Genomic DNA, 22,963 nt, shown 5'->3' on the forward strand with positions numbered 1-22,963 from the left:
AATTTTTTCAGGCAGATTCTTGCATATTGTAAATAAAATGTCGTATTTTGCGTTATGAAATCTAATGCAGGCTCACACAAGCCGTGACTTCGTCATGTCCCAAGGTCTGATCATTGGCCTCTCAGGAAACTCTCTCGTATTACTTAGACATCTAAAAATCAATCATAAAGACTTAATTATAAACCATCAGAAATATAATAATAGACAATCAATATGAAATTCCGTACATTCTTTTCCTTCGTCCTCGGAGGTATGGCCATGACCGCTTTCGCACAGGGCGGCGGTTATCAGGACGGCGTTGACTACTACAACGCCGAGCGTTTTGAAAAAGCTAAAACCATTCTTGAGAAAACCCTCAACGACCCCTCGACCGACAAGGCTGTATCCTATTTCTACCTCGGTTCACTCGAACTTGACAACAACAACGCATCTGCAGCCGCCGACTTCTTCAACAAAGGTGTGCAGGCAAATCCCGCCTATGGTTATAACTATGTAGGTCTCGGTCAGATCGCCCTCAAAAACGGCAACAAGAGCGAGGCCGAGCGCAACTTCAAGCAGGCTTTCGAGTCAAACAAGAAGGACGCATCGCTCATGGCAGCTATCGCACGCGCTTACTTCAACGTAGATCCCACCACATACGCAAAAGAGATCGACAAGTACATCGCCAATGCGATGAAAGTTTCCAAAAACAAGGAAGCACAGATCTACGTCCTCAAGGGTGACATGGCCAAGGGTTCTGACATCGGTCAGGCTGCCGGTTTCTACGAGCAGGCCATCATCTATGACGAGGAAGGTGGCGACATCAACCCGCAGGCTTACGTGAAGTATGCCAACCTTTACAATAAAGTAAATCCTGAATTCGCTATCGGCAAGCTCGTCGAGCTCAACCAGAAGCTCCCCAACTCAGCCCTCGCACAGAGCGAGCTCGCCGAGAAGTACTATGACGGCAACCAGTTCACCAAGGCTGCTGAGCAGTACGGCAAATATATCAAGAACCCCAACCACTTCCAAGGTGACGAGCAGCGTTACTCAGGTCTCCTCTACTTCGGCAAGAAGTATCAGGAATCACTCGACGTGGCTAATCAGGTGCTTGCAGCTGACCCCGACAACGAATACATGCAGCGCATGGTGATGCTCAACAAGGCAGCCCTCAATGACTACGCCGGCGCAGAGGAAGCAGCCAAGAAGCTCTTCGCTCACACCAATGCCAAGTTCACAGCTACGGACTACACTACATACGGTGACATCCTCGGCGAACTCAAGCGTCCGCAGGAAGCTGTCGAGGCCTACACCAAGGCTTACGAGCTCAACCCTGAAAAGAACAAGCAGATCCTTGCCAACATCTCGTCTATGTACACCGATCTTGAGGACTATCAGAAGGCTGCTGAGTTCATGCAGAAATATGTAGATGCCGGCGATGCATCGCTCAATGACTACTTCCTTCTCTCGAACCGTTACAAGAACCTCGGTGTGTCACTCCCCGAAGGATCACCCGAACGTGCAGAAGCCGCCAACAACGGTATCAAGTATGTGGAACTTGCCATCGAGTCAGCTGCCAACAAGGGTCCCCTCTACCGCAACAAGGCCACTCTCATGATGATCCGCGACGGTGCTGAAATCACTCCCGATCTCGTTGAGACTTATCAGCAGATGCTTGCAGCTTACGATGAGAATCCTGAGAACAAGACCAAGTATGCCGACGCTTACAAGAGCGCATACAACAACCTCGCCAACTATTACCTCAAGGCAGGTGACAAGGAGCAGGCCCGCGCATACTTCGAGAAGTTCCTTGAAGTAGATCCCGAAAACGAGGCTCTCCGCGAATATCTCAAAAAGTTTTAATGACTGCGGCTGACATGCCGTAACATTCATTCAACCCACACCAAACCCGGAACTGACGGATGCGGACACCGCAACGCAGTTCCGGGTTTGCTTTTTATCAGTCGGTCATCACTGGGAAGCGACACAAACGGAAAATGAGATTTGGATATTCGGGCGTTTTTTAGTTATTTTGTATCATCCTTATGGATTCACGTTTCAAAAGAGCTGTCAGCCAAAAACAATGGTCTCGTAATCAGCGTTAGAAGTGTGTGAACATACTTCATTAAAAAGTCAACTTTTATTTATGAGCAACGATAACCTACTCAATATATACGCTGCAAGTTTCCGCAAAAACTGGGAGCTTCCGGCTCTTTCGGAGTTCGGTATGGGCCAGACGATGACTTACGCTGATCTTGCCCGCAGGATTGCCGCACTCCATCTCCTGTTCAAGGAAAGCGGGATCCGTCAGGGCGACAAGATAGCCCTCATGGGTAAGAACTCATTCTCTTGGGTGGTGGTCTATATGGCCACTCTCACCTACGGTGCTGTTGTCGTGCCCGTGCTGAACGATTTCAATATTCAGGATGCCCAGCATATCATCAACCACTCCGACAGCGTGATGCTCTTCATCAACGAGAGTATCTTTGACAGCATGGAGTTTGAAAAGATCCCGAAAGTAAAGTCTGTACTGTCGCTTGACCGGCGCGCTGTGCTTGCCGAACATCCCGTCACTAACCGTGTAGCAGAAAAATTCCTTGCCAAACTCCCGGAAAAAATGCGGCGCACTTATCCTCACGGATTCACTACCGCCGACATCGACTATCCTGAGATCAGCGAAGACAAGCTGGCGGAGATCAACTATACATCCGGAACCACGGGGTTTTCAAAAGGCGTGATGCTTACGCTCGGAAATCTCGGCGGCAACGTGCGTTTCGGTATTCGTTCGCGTCTGCACTATCGCGGTTCACGTGCGCTTTCATTCCTTCCGCTGGCCCATGCCTACGGATGCGCGTTCGATATGCTGACACCCCTCGCTACCGGTACGCATATCACCATCCTCGGTAAACTCCCGACACCCAAACTCCTTCTCAAAGCCTTTGCCGAGGTAAAGCCCAACCTCATCCTCTGTGTGCCGTTGATCCTTGAGAAGATCTACCGCAACAAGCTGCGTCCGATTCTCGACAAACCGGCCATACGCCGTTCGCTCAAGATACCCGGACTCAAGACCATCATCTTCCGTAAGATCCGTTCGCAGCTCATCGAAGCCTTCGGTGGAGAGTTTGAGGAAGTGATTGTCGGCGGTGCGCCGTTGAACCACGAGGTGGAAGAATTTCTCCATCGCATCAAATTCCCCTTCACGGTAGGCTATGGCATGACTGAATGCGGCCCGCTCATCAGTTACACTCCTTGGCGTAAATTCCTCATCGGATCATCAGGCCGGACACTTCCCAATATGGAAAGTAAGATTGCCGACAGCAATGATCCGGAGCATATCCCCGGCGAGATCTGTGTCAGAGGTGAAAACGTGATGCAAGGCTACTTCAAGAATCCCGAAGCGACGGAGGCCGTGCTCGATGCTGAAGGCTGGCTTCACACGGGCGATATGGGCACGATCTCACACGACGGAACAATATTCATCCGTGGACGCTACAAGACCATGATTCTCGGTGCAAGCGGACAGAACATTTATCCCGAAGAGATCGAAGCGAAGCTCAACAATATGCCATACGTTGCGGAGAGTCTCGTCGTAGAGCGCGGAAAGCATCTCATAGCCCTTGTATATCCCGACTATGAGGCAATGGACCGCGACAAGATCACAAACGAGAAACTTCCTGAGATCATGGAGCAGGTTCGCACGGATCTCAACAAACTTGTCGCTCCCTACGAGCGTATCGATCGCATCCAATTGATCGCCAACGAGTTTGAAAAGACCCCTAAACGTTCGATCAAACGCTACTTATATAATGCTTAATTCTTATTTTCATGCATAATTCATAATGGGCCGACACAATCAACTGCCGATGCCTCTGACAATTATGGATGCATCGCCCATCAACCAAATATTATGAATTATGTATTGTGCATTATGAATTGACCAGATATGGATTATGAATTAAAGATAAAAGTCCGCGATTATGAGGTTGACTCACAAGGAATAGTCAACAACGCGAACTATCTGCACTACCTTGAGATAACCCGACATGATTTCTGTGAATATGCCGGGACTTCTTTCCGCGCAATGCAGGAACAGGGTCTCGATCCGGTAGTGAGAAAAATAGAAATCGAATACCTCACGTCACTGACGCTCGGCGAGACAATGACATCACGCCTGAGCATGAAGCGCGAAGGTGCGCGTTTCATCTTCGTTCAGGACATCTATAACGCCGCTACGGGAGCACATGTGGTCCATGCTCTCGTGACGGTGGTCTGTCTGGAGAATGGCCGTCTGTCACGTGGCGACCTCCTTGCCGAAGCGTTCCGCGAATATCTGACATGAATACGGATGAGCTGACATACCGCATCGCTTTCGCATCCCTGCGATCGCTGACTCCCGCTCTTGCAACGTCGATCCTCGACCGTGCCGGATCGGAAGAGAACTTTTTTGAGTTCTCGGAGTCACAACTGTCAGCCATGATGGGCTTTTCCAACCGCCTCTTCAAATCATCCACCCGCTCCGAGGCTCTTGAAGCCGCAAAGACGGAAGTCAGCTTCATAACTGAAAATTCAATCTCCGCCACCTACTTCCGCGACCATGACTATCCGCACCGTCTGCTGGAATGTGACGATGCCCCTCTGATGATCTACGGCCTCGGTGACTGTGACCTTAACCATTCGCACTTCGTCTCGATCGTAGGTACCCGCCATGCCACGGCTTACGGCGTTGATTTTGTCAACCGGCTTGTCGAGGATCTGTCGGCACTCATTCCCGAAAAAGTGATAATTGTCAGCGGGCTTGCCTACGGAATAGACATCGCCGCCCACAGGGCTGCCCTGAATGCCGGACTTCCTACCATCGGTGTGCTCGCCCACGGCCTCAATACCATCTACCCGGCGCAGCACCGCCAGACCGCCGTGGAGATCATACGCAGCGGTGGAATGCTACTGACTGATTATCCATCGTCAGCTCAGGTTCACAAAGGTAATTTCCTTGCACGCAACCGTATCATAGCAGGTCTGTCCGACGCGCTTGTGGTAGCCGAATCCGCGTCCAAGGGTGGCGCGCTCGTCACCGCCCGGCTTGCCGCCGGCTATAACCGCGATGTGTTCGCGCTCCCCGGCCGCACATCCGACCGATATTCGGCGGGATGCAATGCACTGATCGCCGAAAACACGGCGGCACTCATCACCTCTGCCGAGGATCTATGCCGACATCTCGGCTGGCAGATGGCCGATGCAAAGGCCGAGACTCCAAGCCTCTTCCCTACCCTGACTCCCGAAGAGGAAGCTGTGATCGATGTAATGACCGCGCGCGGCGAAGTCACGCTTCCCGAACTCAGCAGCCGCATAGACATGCCTATCCCCCGCCTGATGGCAATGCTGATCGACATGGAATTCCGGTCACTGATCATGAATATCCCCGGTGGCCGCTATCGCCTGCGGTGATCAGGGTTCACGGCTACTGTATCATACTTCCACCATTCAAAAAAACACTTCTGTATAAAGACACACATAAAAAAATACCACTATCATGGAAAAACAAATCATACCACCCTCCGAACTCATTATCAACCCTGACGGGTCAGTGTTTCACCTCCATCTCCGTCCCGAACAGCTCACCGACCGTGTGATCCTTGTCGGTGATCCCGGCCGCGTCAACATGGTGGCATCGTTTTTTGACACCACTGATTTTGAGGTGTCTTCACGTGAATTTCACACCATCGGCGGTACTTTCAATGGCAAACCTATCATGTGTCTCTCACACGGCATCGGCCCTGACAACATAGACATCGTGATCAATGAGCTTGATGCACTTGCTAACGTCGATTTCAAGACCCGTGAGGTCAAGGACGAGAAACGCCGGCTCACACTCGTACGCATAGGCACCTCCGGTGCACTCCAGCCGGAACTGAAATTGGGCACTCCTGTCATTGCCGAGAAGGCTATAGGATTTGACGGCGTGCTCAACTATTATGCCGGACGCGACCTCGTGGCAGATCTTGACTTCGAGCATGATTTCTGCGAGGCCGTCGGATGGAATCCTCTTTGGGCCAAGCCATACGTGGTCAATGCCGATGAGGAACTTGTCAATCAGATCGGCCGTGACGACATGGTGCGCGGCAATACCATTTCAGCCGTCGGTTTCTACGGACCTCAGGGGCGCAAACTCCGTCTGCCGCTCGCTAATCCAGATCTCAACCGCCGCATCGAGGAGTTCCGTCACAATGGTCGTAAGGTGACTAACTATGAGATGGAATCGGCGCCGCTCCAAGGTCTCGGACGCCTCATGGGACATCGTGCGATGACCGTATGCTCCATCATCGCCAACCGCATGAACAACGATGCGAATCCCAATTACAAGACAGCCGTTCAGGATCTCGTGGCCACAGTCCTCGAACGCATTTGACGTCAATCGTGATCTTGTGATCAGGTTAATGCATCCTACTCTCAAACAATAGACACTAAACAAAAAAACATGCTCCGTTCCGCTTCCGATCTTGAGACCTGCGTGCTTGAACTCGGTTTCCTACCATTCTTCCGTAACTCCGTGCGTGGTTTTTCCATTGAGGAAATGGTCGATCCACGTCTCTGGTTTTCAGAGGAAGAAGGTCCTTGGGAGTGGAAAGGACAGGTGATACGCAATCTCAATTGCGCCTACGGTAAATTTTTCAACGGCAAAGCCGGGTACATCAGCCTCGACTGGTTTCCCGACTTTGCCAATCACCGTCGCGCTCTTCATCCGGTCACTTCCACGGTAGCCGATCCGGAGACAGGCATAAGCGAAAAAATGATCCTTGAAACAGTCAGGGCACATGAATCACTGCTGTCCAAGGAACTGAAAGATCTCTGCGGACTGACATCAAAACGCCGACGCCGCTCATTTGACCTCATCGATACCCTTGAACCTATCCCTGTAACCAAAAACCGCCGGCGGGGAGGTCTTGAACCGGCCTTGACCGGACTTCAGATGGCAACGCGTATCGTTATCGCGGATTTTGAATACAACATTTCCCGATCGGGCGAGCCATACGGCTGGGGTATAGCCCGCTACACAACTCCTGAAGCCCTTTATGGCGAAGAACTTCTGTCGAACTGCGAAGGGCGTAGCTCCGATGAGTCGCGACAGCGTATCCTCAGCCATTTATTATCCTTGTTTCCTGACGCGCCGCAATCAAGGCTATTAAAACTAATAGAATAAATTAGCACCTAATATTGTTAATTTAATTAAAATCTAATACCATCACCTTGCGCATAGTAGATTTTGGCTATAATTTTGTGCATCGTTAGATTTAGTCAATCACCCATATTTATAACCCATCACAAAAATCAACTATTTTTTTCTACCATGAGACTTCCTCTCTTTTTCACTCTCCTCCTCTCTGTCGTGATGAATCTATCCGCTTCCGACACGACGAACTATACGCTCGATGTCCAGTTCAAAAACATTCCCGACAGCGTACGCTTTACCCTCGGCTCCGATGATGACGCCTACAAACAGAAAGTCTCCACCTCCGGCAACCGTCTGCATTTCGCGCTTGATATTTCAGAGAATTATCCTGTCCGTTTTTATCTTATCGGTAAAAATCCCGCTGATCCGAAAAACGACCGCTTCCTCATCCATTTTTATGGAATGAAAGGTCTCGATCAGATCATCGTTTCAAACGCTAACGGTTTCTCAACTGACAGCATCGTTTATTCAGGCACTCCATGGGATAAAGCAAAAATGAAATGGGAAAGATACCGCGACCAAAACAATCGCGAAAAGACAAGGATAAGAGAGGAGAGTGACCGGTTGAGTAAAAATTATCTTATTGAAGGATCGGAAAGCAGGGTTAAATTTGATTCTATCGGCAAAATAAGATTTGATTCACTGTCCAATATCATTTTTAAGCTTCAGGATGATTATTTTGCGACGCAGCATGACCACATACTGGCTAATCCCAATAGTCCGGATGCCTTATCAGATCTGAAATGGAGATACAAATACTTCACAGATGATGAAATCGGGACTATCCTGCCGAAGATACCGGAATATATGAAAGGTAGCCCTGAAGAAGCGTATGTCAATAAAATTCACTCCACAAAGAGGATCAAAATGGGCGATAAACTTGACAACTTTGACATTGTCGGTGAAAATGTGGATGGGACTCCAATCCGGCTCTCACAGTTCACTACCCCCTACATCATTGTCGATTTCAATTCACTCGGATGCGGGGCTTGTCGCGGCGCCGCTAAAAAAGAGCTGCCGGGCTTCGTTGAAAAATACGGCGACACGGTCACGGTCGTCAGCTACTCGACCGATGAAAGCCGCAAAGATATGGAACGCACACATGAAATAGACAAAGCAACATGGCCTACCATCTGGGACGGCAGCGGACCTGACGGCGAAACCTGTCTGAAATATGGTGTTACAGGCTACCCGACGTTCTTCATCTTCGGTCCGGACCGCACTCTTATAGATGCTTGGTCAGGTTGGGGACCCAATATTATCACACACAAATTCAACAGTGCTGTCAAGAAATATGAAGATAAGGACACTAAAACAGTTGATCTCCATTAAAGGGATTGACCACAAAAGAGTCCGGACTTCTACACATCCGGTATAATATTTCTAACGTAAACGGAAGCACACCGGTAAACAACTATTTACCGGTGTGCTTCTTGTAAACGCGTGTAAAATAATAGGGATCGGTGTAGCCGCAAGCCTCAGCGACTTCTGCCACCGGTCGAGTACCGTCGGCGAGTAGGGCTGTAGCGCGGTTCATACGCGCTTCGAGAAGAAGGCGCGCGGCTGATACACCCATCAGCGACCGCAGGCGACGGTTTAGCGTGGCGCGGCTCACTGCCGAAGCCTCTGCCATACGGTCGATATTAGCTTCAGGATTAGAAATATTTTCCTCGATATACGCCTGTACCCGCTTCAGGAAGGCTGCATCCTCAGCTGATTCCACCACAGGTACTTCCTCCGGTTCGGACGTAACAGCCGCCACCGGAGCTTCAAGGAGTGCCATATACTTGGCGAGGAGTTCGCGACGCTGACGGTTGACGCGGCGTATATAAACCGCGAGCCATACTCCGGCAGCTACCGCTGAAACTCCGACAAGGATAAACAGTATCATTGCCCACCAAGTCTCATACCACAACGGTGACACATTGACCGTGAGCGTAAGCGTATTGTCGATCCGTCGGCCATAACGGTCAGTCGATTGCAGTTCTACGGTATGACCGCCGGCTGAAAGATTAAAGAGCGTCAGGGTGCGTGCGGAACGTAAGGCCGACCACGGAGAACCATCGACACGATAGCGGTAAAGAATATGGGTATTATCCACGTAGTCTATCGCGGCAAAACGCAAAGTGACATTGCGGCTCCGACTGTCGAGATCGAGACACCCCTCAGGCAGAAAGTTAAGCCGATACGGCCCACCGTTGACCGATACGGCCGTGACAACGAGAGGGGGTATATATTCACGCGAATAAAGCGAGCGTGCCGAGGCGGTCAGCACGCCGCTTGAAGTCGCGAAAGCCCACGAACCATCCGGCAGTCGGGCGGGCGTACCTTCGACAAAAGTAAGATCCTCGCCCCAGAACGGCATACTATAGCCTGTACTGACACCGGTGGCAGGATTGAGGATAGTCACCCTGTCCGGCCCGGTAATGATTAGGGTGGTATCGTTTTCGATAGCCATACCATAGATCTCATCGCGGTCAAGTGACGAGTTTCCCACATTATAATGGCTGAATGCAGGTTTGTGACTGAAAAGCGACTCTTCAGTCACACGGCTTACGCCCGAACTCTCGGTTGCCACATAGATATTCCCTGCTGTATCCTGCGCAAGACTCATGGTAGCATTAGAACTGAGACTCGCCTCATCGGAGGGGACACGGCGAACTATTCTCACCGTCAGGCTGTCGATGGTGACGGCGATAAGCCCGTCGGAAGTTGCCGCCACGAGATTTCCACCGCGTGTCGCAAGGATATTCCTCACTTTGCGCCCCACACCGAGGGGAGTGACAACGGGATTAGTCCCTGCCGCATCTGTGACATACTTCAGACCCTCGCCCCATGTGGCGATCCACAGCCGTCCGGCATTATCTTCGGCAATGTCATAGACCACATCGTCACTTATCTTCTTTCCGTCGCTTCTCACGAATCCACCGGGCTTACCTCCGATGAATATTGGTCCGGCCGAACTTTCATATATACAATACGGTGTAAATCCGAGCGACAAAGAATCGATCCGCACATCATTTTCATATACCGAAAGCTGTGGATAATCCCGCGCTCCTACCCACAGCCTCCCCATGTGGTCAGCCATTACTGACCGCGGTGCTGTCCCGTCGCTTCCCGCCAAGAGCCGGGCCGGGTTATGAGGTTCAAATTCCTTACCGATACCATTTGTCGAACCCGTCCAAAGAATATCTGTATCGCCCTGACGGATCATAGTGCCATGCCATACCCGGCTCAACAACCGCATGAGCGAGTCGGCATCGGAGGCCGGGATGTCACGGAACGACATTGTGGAGAGATCAAATTCATACACACCGTCATCTGTCCGGCAGAGGATGTTCCCCTCCGGTGACTTGGCGATAGTCCGGATAAGATTGGTATTTATTGTGGCACTGTCGCCGGGAGCGATACTGACGCGGTAGAAATCATATCCGTCAAAACAGTGCAGTCCGTTCCATGTAGCGAACCACATCAGCCCATTGTCACCCTGCACTCCACCTCCCACAATCGGGCTGGACAAGCCATCGGTACGGCCATAGTGCACCACGTCAGCCCATGAGGTCATAAGCGAGAAAAACAGTCCGAAAAGAAGGCAGAGCCGACATAGATTCATAGGTATCCGATTTTCGGCTCAAAGATAGTTAATTTTCTGTCATTCTGAGGCAATTTGAGCCGATTTTCAAGGTCATTGAGCCGATTTTTACCTGATATACCCCCCTATATAGCTACTTTTGCCAGAAATTTCTTAACCTTAAACTCCATATTATTTCCTCCAATGAAGACCCTTCAGACAATCCTGTTGGCCGCACTTATCTCGACACCGGTATCACTCCGGGCAGCCGAGCAGTCGGTGGTGGCACACTGGGAATTTACATCCGGTTACGACGAGGCAAAGGACGGCACAACCGCTACCTATACCCCCAACAATGCCGGATGGTCAGCAACTGCCAATGTGGCATGGAAAACCATTCAGCCACAGTTACGACCCAACACTTGTGCGCTTGACATTGACAAGTGCAGTGTGTCGCTCAAGACATCAGATGGAAAATGGCAAATCACATCCAGCGGTTCCACTCCAAGCTATCTACTGCGACTCAACACTGCATCGACAAACAAATTCACGGCCAAAGCCGACTATACCGACGGCTCGAAACACGACCAGTATTTCGAGATCTCGATGCCCACGACCTCACTCGCCAACGTAAACATCAATTTTGCCATAGGCGACGGCTCAAGCTCTTCTACGAAATTCGGTGTGGTCTATTCCACGGACGGTGGCACCACATGGACAGTGCTCCCCGACTACACTGCCGCATCGCACTGGAACACATATAACGAACAAAGCTACAGTCTTAACGCCGACAACAAGGATAGCCTCATCGTACGCATGCTCATCCAGTCCGCCACCAAGACAAGCAACTACAACCTTAAATATGTGAACGTACTTGCCGATGACCGGCAGGCTCCCGCATTGCTCAGCTCAACTCCTGCCGGCGGTGACACATCCGTATCACCCACAGGCCGTGTCTCGCTCGTCTTCAACGAGAGTATAGTTCTCAAAGAGGACGTGACGGCCGCCCTCACGTGCAGTAACGTAACCAAGACCGCTACCCCAACCGTGAGCAACAACAAACTGATCATGGACTTCGGTGACCTCGACCTCTCTACCCTATATACTTTCACCCTACCCGGCTCATCGCTGACAGATCTTGCAGGAAACGTAGCTACAGAGCCGGTGACCTTCACGTTCACTACCGGTGACAAGCGACCCGTCCCTCCGCCTGTACTCGACAGTCATAACCGCCTGTGGTACAACCGTCCCGCAACCTATTGGGAAGAGGCTCTACCACTCGGCAACGGTCGGCTCGGCGCAATGGTAAGCGGCAGTGTCGCATGCGATACGATTCAGCTCAACGAAGACACTTTCTGGGGACAATCACCTAACAGTAATCACAATTCCGCCGCCAAGGGTGTCCTCTCACAGGTCCAGCAGCTCATTTTCGAGAAAAAATATACCGAGGCTCAGAAACTCGCCATACCCGCTTGGCAGTCAAAGGCTTCGCATGGTGCTCAATATCAAGCAGCCGGATGTGTGCTGGTAGGCTTCCCCGGACATCGCTTCAACGATGAAGAACGCGGCGCAACCGAGAATGCAACCGACGCCGAGGGATACGTGCGCGATCTCAATATGAACACCGCCGTGGCCACGACAACTTATGTGGTCGATGGCGTGACCTATACCCGTAGAGTATTTACTTCGATGGCCGATAACGTGACCGTAATGCATATTGAAGCGTCCGAACCGGGCAAACTCAACTTCAATGTTTGCTTCGCTGCCCCCATTAAAGACAATATGGCAAAGGCCGGAGTCAATACTATTGCAGACGAAGGTCTCATCAAGGCTTCGCTCGTTCCCGCCAAGACCCAGACCGAAGGTGTCAACAACAAACTCAACTGCTTCACCTTCATCAAGGTAATCAATAACGGTGGTAAACTGTCATCCTCAAAAAGAAATGTGATCCACTATGGTATTGTCGCCGGGCAGAACAATGTACCTTCCATCGAGGTCAGCGATGCCAATTCAGCCACTATCGTAATTTCCTCGGCGACCAACTTCGTAAACTACGCTGACATAAGCGGCAATGCCGAAGCTAAGGCTCTCGGTTATCTCAACGACTATCTTAACAAGAATATCGACGCAGAAGCAGCTATGACCGCACACTCGGACCGCTACAGCGAGCAGTTTGACCGCGTGAGCATAGATCTCGGCCACAATCCCGCGCAAGAAGTCAAGGATACCGAGCAGCGTATAAAGGAATATTACACCTATGCTGACGATCCCCAGATCATAGCCAACTACTTCCAGTTTGGCCGTTATCTTCTCATCAGTTCATCGCAACCCGGAAGCCAGCCTGCCAATCTTCAGGGACTCTGGAATCCCAACGCACGCCAGTATCCGGCATGGGACTCCAAATATACCACCAACATCAACGTCGAGATGAACTACTGGCCCGCCGAAGTCACTAATCTCGCTGAATGTCACAATCCGTTCATCGAGATGGTAAAAGACGTAGCAGTGACAGGTGCCGTGACAGCAAGCGAGATGTATGGAGCACGCGGTTGGACTCTACACCACAATACCGACATCTGGCGCACTACCGGCGCAGTTGACAACGGTTCTGTAGGCGTATGGCCCACCTGTAATGCATGGTTCGCCTCACACCTTTGGGAAAAATATCTCTTTTCGGGCGACAAGGAGTATCTTGCCTCAATCTACCCTGTGCTGAAAGGTTGTGCCGAATTCTATCAGGATTTCCTCGTCACAGATCCCAATACCGGCTACAAGGTGGCTGCTCCATCCAACTCTCCGGAAAATCATCCCGGCTTATGGTCGTATGAGAACGCTGATGGCAAGAGCATGAACGTTGCCCTCTTCGGCGGAGTAGCGATGGACAACCAGATGATCTATGATGTGCTGAAGAATACTGCCGAAGCTGCCCGCATCCTCAACACCGATCCGCAATTCGCCAACGAACTCGATGAGCTGAAAGCCAAGCTTGTACCATACAAGATAGGAAAATACGGTCAGATACAGGAATGGCAGGAGGATTGGGATCGCGAGTCGTCATCTCACCGTCACCTCTCACATCTTTGGGGAGCATATCCCGGAAATCAGGTATCGCCCTACGTCAACACAACCATATTCCAAGGGGTGCATAAGTCACTCATAGGTCGCGGTGACGCCGCACGCGGATGGTCGATGGGATGGAAAGTATGTGAATGGGCACGTATGCTCGACGGTGACCATGCCCTCGACATCATCAAGAATCAGATGCGTCTCGTGTCTCCCAACATCACTTCATCTGATCCCAACGGCGGAACGTATGCCAACATGTTTGACTCGCACGCACCGTTCCAGATCGACGGCAACTTCGGCTGCACTGCCGGCATAGCCGAGATGCTTCTCCAGTCACACGCTGGATTCGTACACCTGCTTCCCGCGCTTCCGGCCAAGTGGACCGACGGTAATGTCAGCGGTCTGCGTGCCCGCGGCGGTTTTGAAATTAAGGAAATGAGTTGGAAAAACGGCAAACTTGAGCGCGTCGTAATCAAGTCGAACCTTGGCGGCAATCTCCGTCTGCGCTCACTGACACCCCTGAAGAATGCCGACGGTTCCGCGCTTACCGCCGCATCAGGCGAGAACAGCAACGAGCTCAACCGTCCATATATAATGCCTGATCCAATAGTAGCCAATATGAAAAAGATACCCGAAACCCGTCTGCCGGAGACATGGCTATATGACATTCCCACCGAGCCCGGTCAGGAAATCGAACTTACGGCAATCGGCGCATCGGCAATATCCGACGTTACTGCCGACACAGCTACCGCCACACAGGGCTATGATATACTCGGCCGACCGGTTTCATCCGATGCAAAAGGTATCGTCATTACCCGTAACCACAAATATATCAACCGATAAAAAACTTTCAGGTACTTAATTAAGGCATGGATGACTTCACGTGAAGCCGTCCATGCCCTTTTTCATAATGTTTTTCAATAACCGGTGCCCGCAGTGCTCACCTATTAATCCACTGGCCGGAGCTATTCCGGAAATAACGATACAAAATTAAAGTGAGACCCGGAATCCGGATCTCACTTCTTAGTGGCGGGGGCAGGACTCGAACCTGCGGCCTTTGGGTTATGAGCCCAACGAGCTACCACTGCTCCACCCCGCGGTGTCATTTTCGTGGTGCAAAGGTAGATATTTTATAATTACTGACCAAATTTATGAGGATATTTAATAGTTAATTAAAGTTAATAGCTCATTTTTAGCCTTATTTTCAAATTTATCGGAGACCATACGCGCCATAAAATAAAATTTCACCATAGGTGAGAGGGATTATTCAACGTGGATTTCGTAAATTTGCACTTATGCAAAACGGTACATCATTTTTTTCACAGATTCCGCCGGTGACAAAGAATCTGATCATCATCAATCTGATCGTATGGCTGGCGATGTTCATCCTGCCCGGACGACTGGGCGTAGGACTCGAAAATTACGGAGGTCTCCACTATTTTCATGCTGCCGACTTCAATCCCGCGCAGCTGATCACCTACATGTTCATGCACTCGACGCAGAGCTTCGCCCACATATTTTTCAATATGTTCTCCCTGTGGATGTTCGGTATGACGCTCGAACGCACCCTCGGCAGTGCACGTTTTCTTTTCTACTACATCTCATGCGGTGTGGGAGCGGCACTCGTTCAGGAATTCATCTGGATGCTGACATGGGAAGATACATTCGTCCGCCTCTTATCAACCAATTTCCATCTTGACTTCCCTGAAGCCAAGGAATATCTGCAACAGATGACCGCTTCAGCCGAAGGAAAGGAATGGCTGGCGCGAAACATGAACATATTCATCACCATCGGTGCATCAGGCGCAGTATATGGCGTTCTTCTCGCTTTCGGTATGCTCTTTCCCAATGCCCCGCTCTATCTCTTCTTTATCCCCGTACCCATCAAGGCCAAGTGGATGGTGATCGGCATGGGTGCGATCGAACTCCTCATCGGACTAAGCGAATCGGCAGGCAAAGCCGACGGAGTGGCCCACTTCGCCCATCTCGGAGGCATGATATTCGGCTTCCTGATAATCCTCTACTGGAAAAAGAAAGGCACATTCCATGGGATTTACTGATACCGTCAAGCGGATGTGGCGTTCGTTTGACGCCTCATCGACGCTGATGAAGATTATTTGGGTGAACATCGCAGTATTCGTGTTGCTGCGTCTGGCAGCCATAATCTGCGTATTCGCAGGCAATCCCGCCTTCCTGATCACCATAATGTCCTATGTGCAACTGCCCAGTTCACTGCCCTCGCTGCTGACCCATCCTTGGACACTCGTGACCTACATGTTTGCCCAGTATGATGTGCTCCATATCCTGTTCAATCTCCTGTGGCTCTACTGGTTCGGCACACTGTTCATGATGGTGGCCACGAAGCGTCAGCTATTCGCCCTGTATCTGCTCGGCGGCCTCGGCGGTGCGGCCCTGTTCCTGCTGAGTTATGCCCTGCTCCCTGCATTTGCTTACAGGAGCGCGGTGCTTATCGGATCGTCAGCTTCGGTTATAGCCATCGTCACCGCCACGGCTATCCTCATGCCCGATTTCAGGATGCACCTGCTGCTCATCGGGCCGATATCATTGAAATGGATAGCAATCGCCACGATAGTGCTTGTGCTGATAGGTGTCACGGGCAATAATGCCGGTGGCGAGATCGCACACATAGGAGGTATCGCCGTCGGCGCGATCTACGGTCTGCGCATGAAACGCGGCCACGATATCACGCGCCCGCTGAACAATGCTTTCGACCACATTGCCAACCTGTGGAGAGGTCTTGTATGCTCCGTCAGCGGAATGTTTTCCTCATCACGGATACCCAAAACTAAAATCGACCCGCAACGTACAGCCACTTCGACGGACTCCGGCAGGAGACAGGCGGCTGCGACAGAAAGACCCAACTGCTCTAAGGCCGACCGCGAGACCCTTGACAAAATTCTCGATAAGATAAAGAAATCGGGCTATTCGGCCCTCACACCCGAAGAGCGTCAGCGTCTCTTCGACGTAAGCCGTAAGATAAAGTGAATTTTCCCAAACGACATAGACCCGTCAGATCAACCGTGCTCGCCATAGGAGTAGGGCTGAATCTCTTTGTGGCCATGCTGACGGTATTTTCGGCATACGGAGGAATGTTTGATCCTGAAGAGCGTGTCATAGCGGCGATGGCCGCCATGGTGCTTCCTCTGCTTCTGATAGCGGGTGGATTGCTATTTATCATCAATCTATTCTTTGACCGCCGTCTCATACTCATCCTTATTGCAGGATGGGCCATATCCGCACCATCTATCAGAGTGTTCGCACCTCTCAACGGCTGGAAACCGACCCTCACAGCCGAACAGCGCAAACACTCGTTCACATTCATGACCTACAATGTGCTCCATTTCTGGGATTACCGAGGCGAGAATCATACCGGCGTTATGCAGAACGCCACGCTTGACTACATACTCGACACCGATCCGGACATCGTAAGCATTCAGGAATATGACGTGCTCGATACCAAGGGTCCGTGGAAGATCATGCAGGCTCAGATAGATTCACTCTACGCGCGCTATCCACACCGCTACGAATCCCGTTATCTAAGCTACGCCCTTTATTCGAAATATCCTTTCCAGCCGATCGACATCGGTCTCAAGCAGTTCAGTCAGCTTCCTGCCATGGGCTTCCGTCTCGACATCCAAGGCCATGAAGTCCATCTCCTGAACCTTCATCTCAAATCCATCGGTCTGACCGACGAGGACAAGGAACTTTACAAGGAGGCTCTTGCCGTCCCCCAGACCAAGGGCGAACTGAAACGCGAGATAAAGGAGGTGAAATCGCAGCTGCTGTCCAAACTTGCCGAGGCATTCAAAATCCGTGCGCAGCAGGCTCATGCCATACGCCATATCATCGACTCTATCGGCGGACCGTTCATCGTGGCCGGTGACTTCAACGACATCCCCGACTGTTATGCCGTCCGGACAATACGTGGCAAAGACATGCATGACGCATACGCGGACGCCGCTTTCGGCCCCACAATCACCTATCACGCGGACCGCTTCTATTTCCGCATTGACCAAGTGCTCTACCGCGGCCCGTTCAAGGCCATCGATACCGAACGCGGCGACATCGATTCGAGCGACCACAACCCGCTTATCACCACCTTCCTGTTTGACAAAGGTGTCATCCCGGCTCCAAAACGTTACGATATGCCAACGGCAGAGCCGACCGACTCAACGACTAATCATATACCTTAATTATATACCGATCAGCCAATGAACAAATTAGTAACAGCCGCCCTCGGAGCACTGCTCCTGCCGGTGGCACTCAGCACACCCAACGACATGATCGCACAGACACGCCAGAATCCCTTCATGGTCCCATACGAGACTCCGTTCGGGATTCCTCCCTTTGAGCAGATCTCTTACGAGGATTACATGCCTGCCATCGAGAAAGGCATAGCCGACAAGAGAGCCGAGATCGAGGCCATAGCCAACAATCCCGCGACTCCGACATTCGACAACACCATCCTTGCGATGGAAAAGAGCGGTGATCTTCTCCAACGCGTCATGCTCGTGTTCGGAGCTCTCGATGAGACTGACAACAACGAGCAGATGCTCGCCATCTCCGAAAAGGCTTATCCCATGGTGTCAGCCGCTTCTGACGAGATCATGATGAACGACAAGCTGTTCCAGCGCGTGAAATATCTCTATGACCGCCGCGATCAGCTCGGACTCGACGGCCCGCAGAAACGTGCCCTCGAACTCGCCTACAAGGATTTCACCCGCAACGGTGCACTCCTCTCACCCGAAAAGAAAGAGGAACTGAAAGCCCTCAACAATGAACTTTCACTCCTCTTCCTGACATTCAACAAGAATCTCCTCGCATCGACCAACAGTTTCGAGATCGTGGTCGATGATCCCGCACAACTCGCAGGTATTCCCGCCGGCATCGTAGCCACAGCAGCCGAGGAGGCAAACAAGCGTGGCAAGAGCGGCAAATGGGTGTTCACCCTCCATGCACCGAGCCGTCTGCCCGTACTGAAGTATGCCGACAACCGCGACCTGCGCGAAAAGATGTATCAGGGCTACATGAATCTTGCATCCACCGCCCCCTACGACAACCGTCCCGTCATTGAAAAGCTCGTAAAGGCACGCGCCAAGAAGGCTCATCTTCTCGGCTATGACACCTTCGCAGCCTACATGACCGACAATGTAATGGCCAAGACCCCCGATGCCGCCCGCAATCTACTCCTTCAGATCTGGGGTCCGACCAAGGATCGCGTTAAGGAGGAGGTCGCTGAAATGCAGACCTACATCGATCAGTCAGGCGAGAAATTCACCCTCGCTCCATGGGATTACTACTATTATGCGGAAAAGGTGCGCCAGAAGAAATTTGATCTTGACGAGAACGAAGTCAGCGCATACTTCTCTGTCGATAACGTCCGCAAAGGTATCTTTACCCTTGCCGAACGTCTCTATGGCGTCACTTTCACCGAACTGCCCGACGCACCAAAGTACAATCCCGAAGTCAAGGTCTATGAAGTCAAGGACAAGGACAACAATCACGTGGCTGTCTTCATGACCGACTATTTCCCGCGTCCCTCAAAGCGTCAGGGCGCATGGATGAGCGAATTCAGAAGCGCGTATGAAGACGCCGACGGCACATCGGCACGCCCCATTGTCTATAACGTCGGAAACTTTACACGTCCGACTGCCGATACTCCCGCCCTCCTCACACTTGATGAAGTAGCCACCATGTTCCATGAGTTCGGCCACGGTCTCCACGGTATGCTCACCAAGGCCAAGCTCCGCAGTCAGGCCGGCACAAATGTTGACCGCGACTTCGTCGAACTTCCGTCGCAGATCACCGAGCACTGGGCTCTCGAACCCGAACTGCTCAAGGAATATGCCTTCCACTACAAGACCGGTCAGCCCATCCCTGAAAGCCTCGTGAAGAAGGTGCAGGCCGCATCCACCCACAATCAGGGCTTCGAGATGACCGAACGCGTCACCGCCGCTCTTCTTGACCTCGAATGGGGTGAGCTCAATCCTACCGACAGTGACAAAATTGACGTTGATGCTTTCGAAGAGCAGGTGGCCGCCAAACTCGACAAGCCCTCCCAGATCGCTTACCGTTACCGCTCGCCCTATTTCAAACATATATTCGGAAGCGACGGTTATGCCTCAGGTTACTACACCTACATGTGGGCGGAGGTGCTTGACACCGATGGATTCGAGCTTTTCAGCGAAAAGGGAATATTCGACCCCGCAACAGCCAAGTCATTCAAGGAAAACATCCTCGAAATGGGCGGTAGCGAAGATCCCATGACCCTCTTCAAGCGGTTCCGCGGACATGAGCCTAAGGTCGATGCCCTCCTCCGCGCACACGGCCTCACTCCGCGTCCAGAAGGAGCCAAGGGTGGCGACATCAATACCCCCGGCGGAAAATAACCGATGCGCGAAACAAGCGCATACACAATGCTGAATAATTGTTAAAAGAAGCCCTATATGCTTTTTAACATACCGGTAAAGGTAGGCTTTCTCGCAAGAAAAGCCTACCTTTGCACAAGCAATTAAATCGGATACATAACAATTTGCAAGACCCTGAAATTCACAAAATGTATAACGTATTATTCTAAACTATTGCATATGTTAGAAAATCAACCTACGTTAACTAATAAGTGAATCATAGGTTATGATCAGGCCACTCGTGAGAGTAGCCTGATTTTATTTTATAAGACTGGCAGCGTTGATCAAATGCCCTCCGCTTGCAGCATTTCACGGTCCGAACACTACCGGAACCACGCCTGACGCATCAGCTGCTACTGACTTGGATCGATTTTATTGTGTCACCGCTGATTTTTCAGTGGTTAAATTATGCAAACCCGTTTGGAAAAATGCATGGAATTTGGTACTTTTGCATAGGTAAGTTCAATTTATTGTGTGCCAGACATTGAAATTTTAATTTTTTAATATTTTTAACCAATCTTCGTTGCCTATTGACTATATCTACTCTAACCAATCAAACGAACAAAATGGAACAACTGACTAAGCTTGCGGACCGTGAACTGGTCGCCGCTTACGCCAATAACAACAATGAGGCTTTCGACGTGCTTCTGCAACGTCATCAGCAAAAAGTATATTCCTATATCTTACACATTGTGAAAAACAAGGATGTCGCCGACGATATCTTTCAGGAAACCTTCGTAAAGGCCATCATGACAATCAAGCAGGGCCGCTATATGGAGCACGGGAAATTTTCCGGCTGGCTCACACGTATAGCCCACAACCTCATCATCGATTATTTCCGTCAGGAGAAAACCGAGAATGCCATTTCGGCCGATGAAGAAGGATCTGACATCCTCAACCGCCGCGATCTCTGCGAAGGCAATATCGAGGACGCACTCGTCAGCACCCAGATTGACGAGGATCTCCGCCGCATAGTAATGGCTCTTCCCGACGCTCAGCGTGAAGTGCTCGTGATGCGTTTCTACCGCAACATGTCGTTCAAGGAAATTGCCGAAGCCACATCCGTCAGTATCAATACCGCTCTCGGACGTATGCGCTACGCTATAATGAACATGCGCCGCATCGCAGCTGAAAACAATATTGCATTGGCCATCTGACCTAAGGTCAGGCGGCCAACGCTTTTTATGGTGCATCGCGTGCCCTGTCCGTCTCCTGAAGCTGCTGTCAGTTCATTCCGTTCCTACACTTATCCCCCACTCCTCACGTCTCATACACAACATCAATTCAGATCCATTCCATTTCATCAATCCATGTCCGCTATCCGATTACGCTCCTCTATCCTCCTTCTGCTTCTTTCTATAATCCCGCTTACATCATCCGCCGAAGAGACGGAAAAAGTCAACATCGTCCCGCAGATCCACGGCGTGATCCGCCCGCGCTGGGAGATGGACACCAAAGGTGGCGAGAGTCGTTTTCAGCTGCGCGATGCGCGCGTCACCATCAACGGTAAGCTCGCCCCCGAAATCGATTACTTCTTCCAGACAAATTTCTGTGACCGCGGAAAAATCCTCTTTCTCGACGGATGGGGACGCATAGCCTTCACCCCAGCCCTCAAACTTCAGGCCGGCCAATTCCGTCTGCCATTCGGCACGGACTGTTTCCGCGCACCGCTCAACTACATCTTTGCCAACCGTTCATTCATCGGCGGTACGATGAACAATGTCCGCGGTGTCGGTGCGAAACTCAGCTATGAATTTGCGTTGCCCGAAAGCTCCTCGCTCCTTCTCGAAGCCGGAGCATTTAACCCTACAGTAATGAGCGAGCAAAACGTATGGGTCAAGAAACTCGCATACGCCGGTAAGGCCCACTATACCGTAGGAAACGTTCAGCTCTCGGCCGGTGCGGAGACCCTCATACCCGATTCAATCCGCATCAACTCAGTCACCGGTTCTGCGACTTGGACTCACGGAGGATGGACAGTCGAAGGCGAATATATCAACAAACACTACGTCAACCACGCTTACAAGACCGCCCACGGCTACAACTTCTTTATCGACTACGGTTTCCCCGTGAAAGCAGGAGTGTTCAACCGTGCTTCGGTGCAGACGCGCTTCGACGGTATGACTGACTACAGCAACGGCATCCGAAACTCACTCGGCAAACTAACCACTACCAACGACGCACGCAACCGCGTGACCGTCGGCGGAACTCTCACCTATACTTACAAGGCCGTCCACTGCGATCTGCGTCTCGACTATGAGAAATACTTCTACCACCACGACGCTTTAGTAGCCGTCGGTGCTGGAGACAAGATCTGCGCGGAAATGGTCATCCGCTTCTAAGAGGGCGTCCAACATTTGTCATGAAACGCCCTATAAGCAACCGGAAGCCGCATCAAAATAATTAAAATTCCCCCGGTTGTATAGCCTGCGCCCGCACCGGTCGAGTTTCAAGTATTTGTGATAATCAATCAATTATCGCATGTAACTCGGCCGGTGCGGGCGCAGGCTATACAACCGTTTTTATTGACATTGAACCCGTTCCGCCGTAGCAAATAGAGGAAATATACGGGCACAAAAAAAGGGTAAGCTGGCTACATCGCACCGCTACAACCTGATACCGTTGCTTCGATCAAGACCTGGCGGAGTTCTCAGGGAGCTGGTCGTGTAGGACTTACCCGACTGCAAAGGT

The 22,963-nt window shown here is 51.2% G+C and carries 15 protein-coding genes, 1 tRNA gene and 1 other RNA gene; 14 read left to right on the forward strand and 3 right to left on the reverse strand.

Annotation, left to right across the window (positions count from 1 at the left end):
- Positions 1-213 precede the first annotated feature (213 nt).
- The 7 genes from K2G41_RS10600 to K2G41_RS10630 all read left to right on the forward strand — a co-directional run bounded on the left by K2G41_RS10600 (position 214) and on the right by K2G41_RS10630 (position 8,539).
- On the forward strand, positions 214-1,842 hold the full coding sequence (locus K2G41_RS10600; protein WP_300118003.1) for a tetratricopeptide repeat protein: 1,629 nt from the start codon (positions 214-216) through the stop codon (positions 1,840-1,842).
- Between the two features lie 283 nt (positions 1,843-2,125).
- Positions 2,126-3,793: an AMP-binding protein gene (locus K2G41_RS10605; protein WP_300118005.1), complete on the forward strand. Its 1,668-nt coding sequence runs from the start codon at positions 2,126-2,128 to the stop codon at positions 3,791-3,793.
- 129 nt (positions 3,794-3,922) lie between these two features.
- Entirely contained in the window at positions 3,923-4,318 is a 396-nt protein-coding gene (locus K2G41_RS10610; protein ID WP_300118007.1) for an acyl-CoA thioesterase, read from the forward strand.
- Entirely contained in the window at positions 4,315-5,424 is a 1,110-nt protein-coding gene (dprA, locus tag K2G41_RS10615; RefSeq protein ID WP_300118009.1) for a DNA-processing protein DprA, read from the forward strand. The genes K2G41_RS10610 and dprA overlap by 4 nt, the downstream gene beginning before the upstream one ends.
- 85 nt (positions 5,425-5,509) lie before the next feature.
- A complete protein-coding gene (locus tag K2G41_RS10620; RefSeq protein ID WP_300118011.1) occupies positions 5,510-6,385 on the forward strand; it encodes a nucleoside phosphorylase in 876 nt (291 codons plus the stop codon).
- 69 nt (positions 6,386-6,454) lie between these two features.
- On the forward strand, positions 6,455-7,177 hold the full coding sequence (locus tag K2G41_RS10625) for a hypothetical protein (RefSeq protein ID WP_300118013.1): 723 nt from the start codon (positions 6,455-6,457) through the stop codon (positions 7,175-7,177).
- Between the two features lie 147 nt (positions 7,178-7,324).
- On the forward strand, positions 7,325-8,539 hold the full coding sequence (locus K2G41_RS10630; RefSeq protein ID WP_300118015.1) for a TlpA disulfide reductase family protein: 1,215 nt from the start codon (positions 7,325-7,327) through the stop codon (positions 8,537-8,539).
- Between the two features lie 82 nt (positions 8,540-8,621).
- Here K2G41_RS10630 and K2G41_RS10635 read toward each other — a convergent pair whose 3' ends face one another.
- Positions 8,622-10,820 (reverse strand): helix-turn-helix domain-containing protein, encoded by a 2,199-nt coding sequence (locus tag K2G41_RS10635; RefSeq protein ID WP_300118017.1) that lies wholly within the window; start codon positions 10,818-10,820, stop codon positions 8,622-8,624.
- Positions 10,821-10,982: 162 nt separating this feature from the next.
- Between K2G41_RS10635 and K2G41_RS10640 the strand changes: the two genes are divergently transcribed.
- Positions 10,983-14,687, forward strand: coding sequence for a glycoside hydrolase N-terminal domain-containing protein (locus K2G41_RS10640; protein ID WP_300118019.1), 3,705 nt, complete (start codon positions 10,983-10,985; stop codon positions 14,685-14,687).
- Positions 14,688-14,871: 184 nt separating this feature from the next.
- Here K2G41_RS10640 and K2G41_RS10645 read toward each other — a convergent pair.
- Positions 14,872-14,943: transfer RNA gene (locus K2G41_RS10645), tRNA-Met, on the reverse strand.
- Positions 14,944-15,139: 196 nt separating this feature from the next.
- On the opposite strand from K2G41_RS10645, the gene K2G41_RS10650 reads away from it, so the two are divergent.
- From K2G41_RS10650 to K2G41_RS10675, 6 genes are all read left to right on the forward strand, one after another.
- Positions 15,140-15,904 (forward strand): rhomboid family intramembrane serine protease, encoded by a 765-nt coding sequence (locus K2G41_RS10650; protein ID WP_300118021.1) that lies wholly within the window; start codon positions 15,140-15,142, stop codon positions 15,902-15,904.
- Positions 15,891-16,850, forward strand: coding sequence for a rhomboid family intramembrane serine protease (locus K2G41_RS10655; RefSeq protein WP_300118023.1), 960 nt, complete (start codon positions 15,891-15,893; stop codon positions 16,848-16,850). The genes K2G41_RS10650 and K2G41_RS10655 overlap by 14 nt, the downstream gene beginning before the upstream one ends.
- Positions 16,851-16,885: 35 nt before the next feature.
- Positions 16,886-18,058, forward strand: a complete 1,173-nt coding sequence (locus tag K2G41_RS10660; RefSeq protein ID WP_300118025.1) for an endonuclease/exonuclease/phosphatase family protein — start codon at positions 16,886-16,888, stop codon at positions 18,056-18,058.
- Between the two features lie 18 nt (positions 18,059-18,076).
- On the forward strand, positions 18,077-20,254 hold the full coding sequence (locus K2G41_RS10665; protein ID WP_300118027.1) for a M3 family metallopeptidase: 2,178 nt from the start codon (positions 18,077-18,079) through the stop codon (positions 20,252-20,254).
- 584 nt (positions 20,255-20,838) lie between these two features.
- Positions 20,839-21,429, forward strand: coding sequence for a sigma-70 family RNA polymerase sigma factor (locus K2G41_RS10670; protein ID WP_300118029.1), 591 nt, complete (start codon positions 20,839-20,841; stop codon positions 21,427-21,429).
- Positions 21,430-21,582: 153 nt separating this feature from the next.
- Positions 21,583-22,614 (forward strand): hypothetical protein, encoded by a 1,032-nt coding sequence (locus K2G41_RS10675; RefSeq protein ID WP_300118031.1) that lies wholly within the window; start codon positions 21,583-21,585, stop codon positions 22,612-22,614.
- Positions 22,615-22,851: 237 nt separating this feature from the next.
- Here the strand turns inward: K2G41_RS10675 and ffs are convergent.
- Positions 22,852-22,951, reverse strand: an RNA gene (ffs, locus tag K2G41_RS10680) — signal recognition particle sRNA small type.
- Between the last annotated feature and the right edge of the window lie 12 nt (positions 22,952-22,963).

It is taken from the genome of Duncaniella sp. (genome assembly GCF_029056165.1).
In the GTDB taxonomy this organism is placed as follows: Bacteria; Bacteroidota; Bacteroidia; order Bacteroidales; family Muribaculaceae; genus Duncaniella.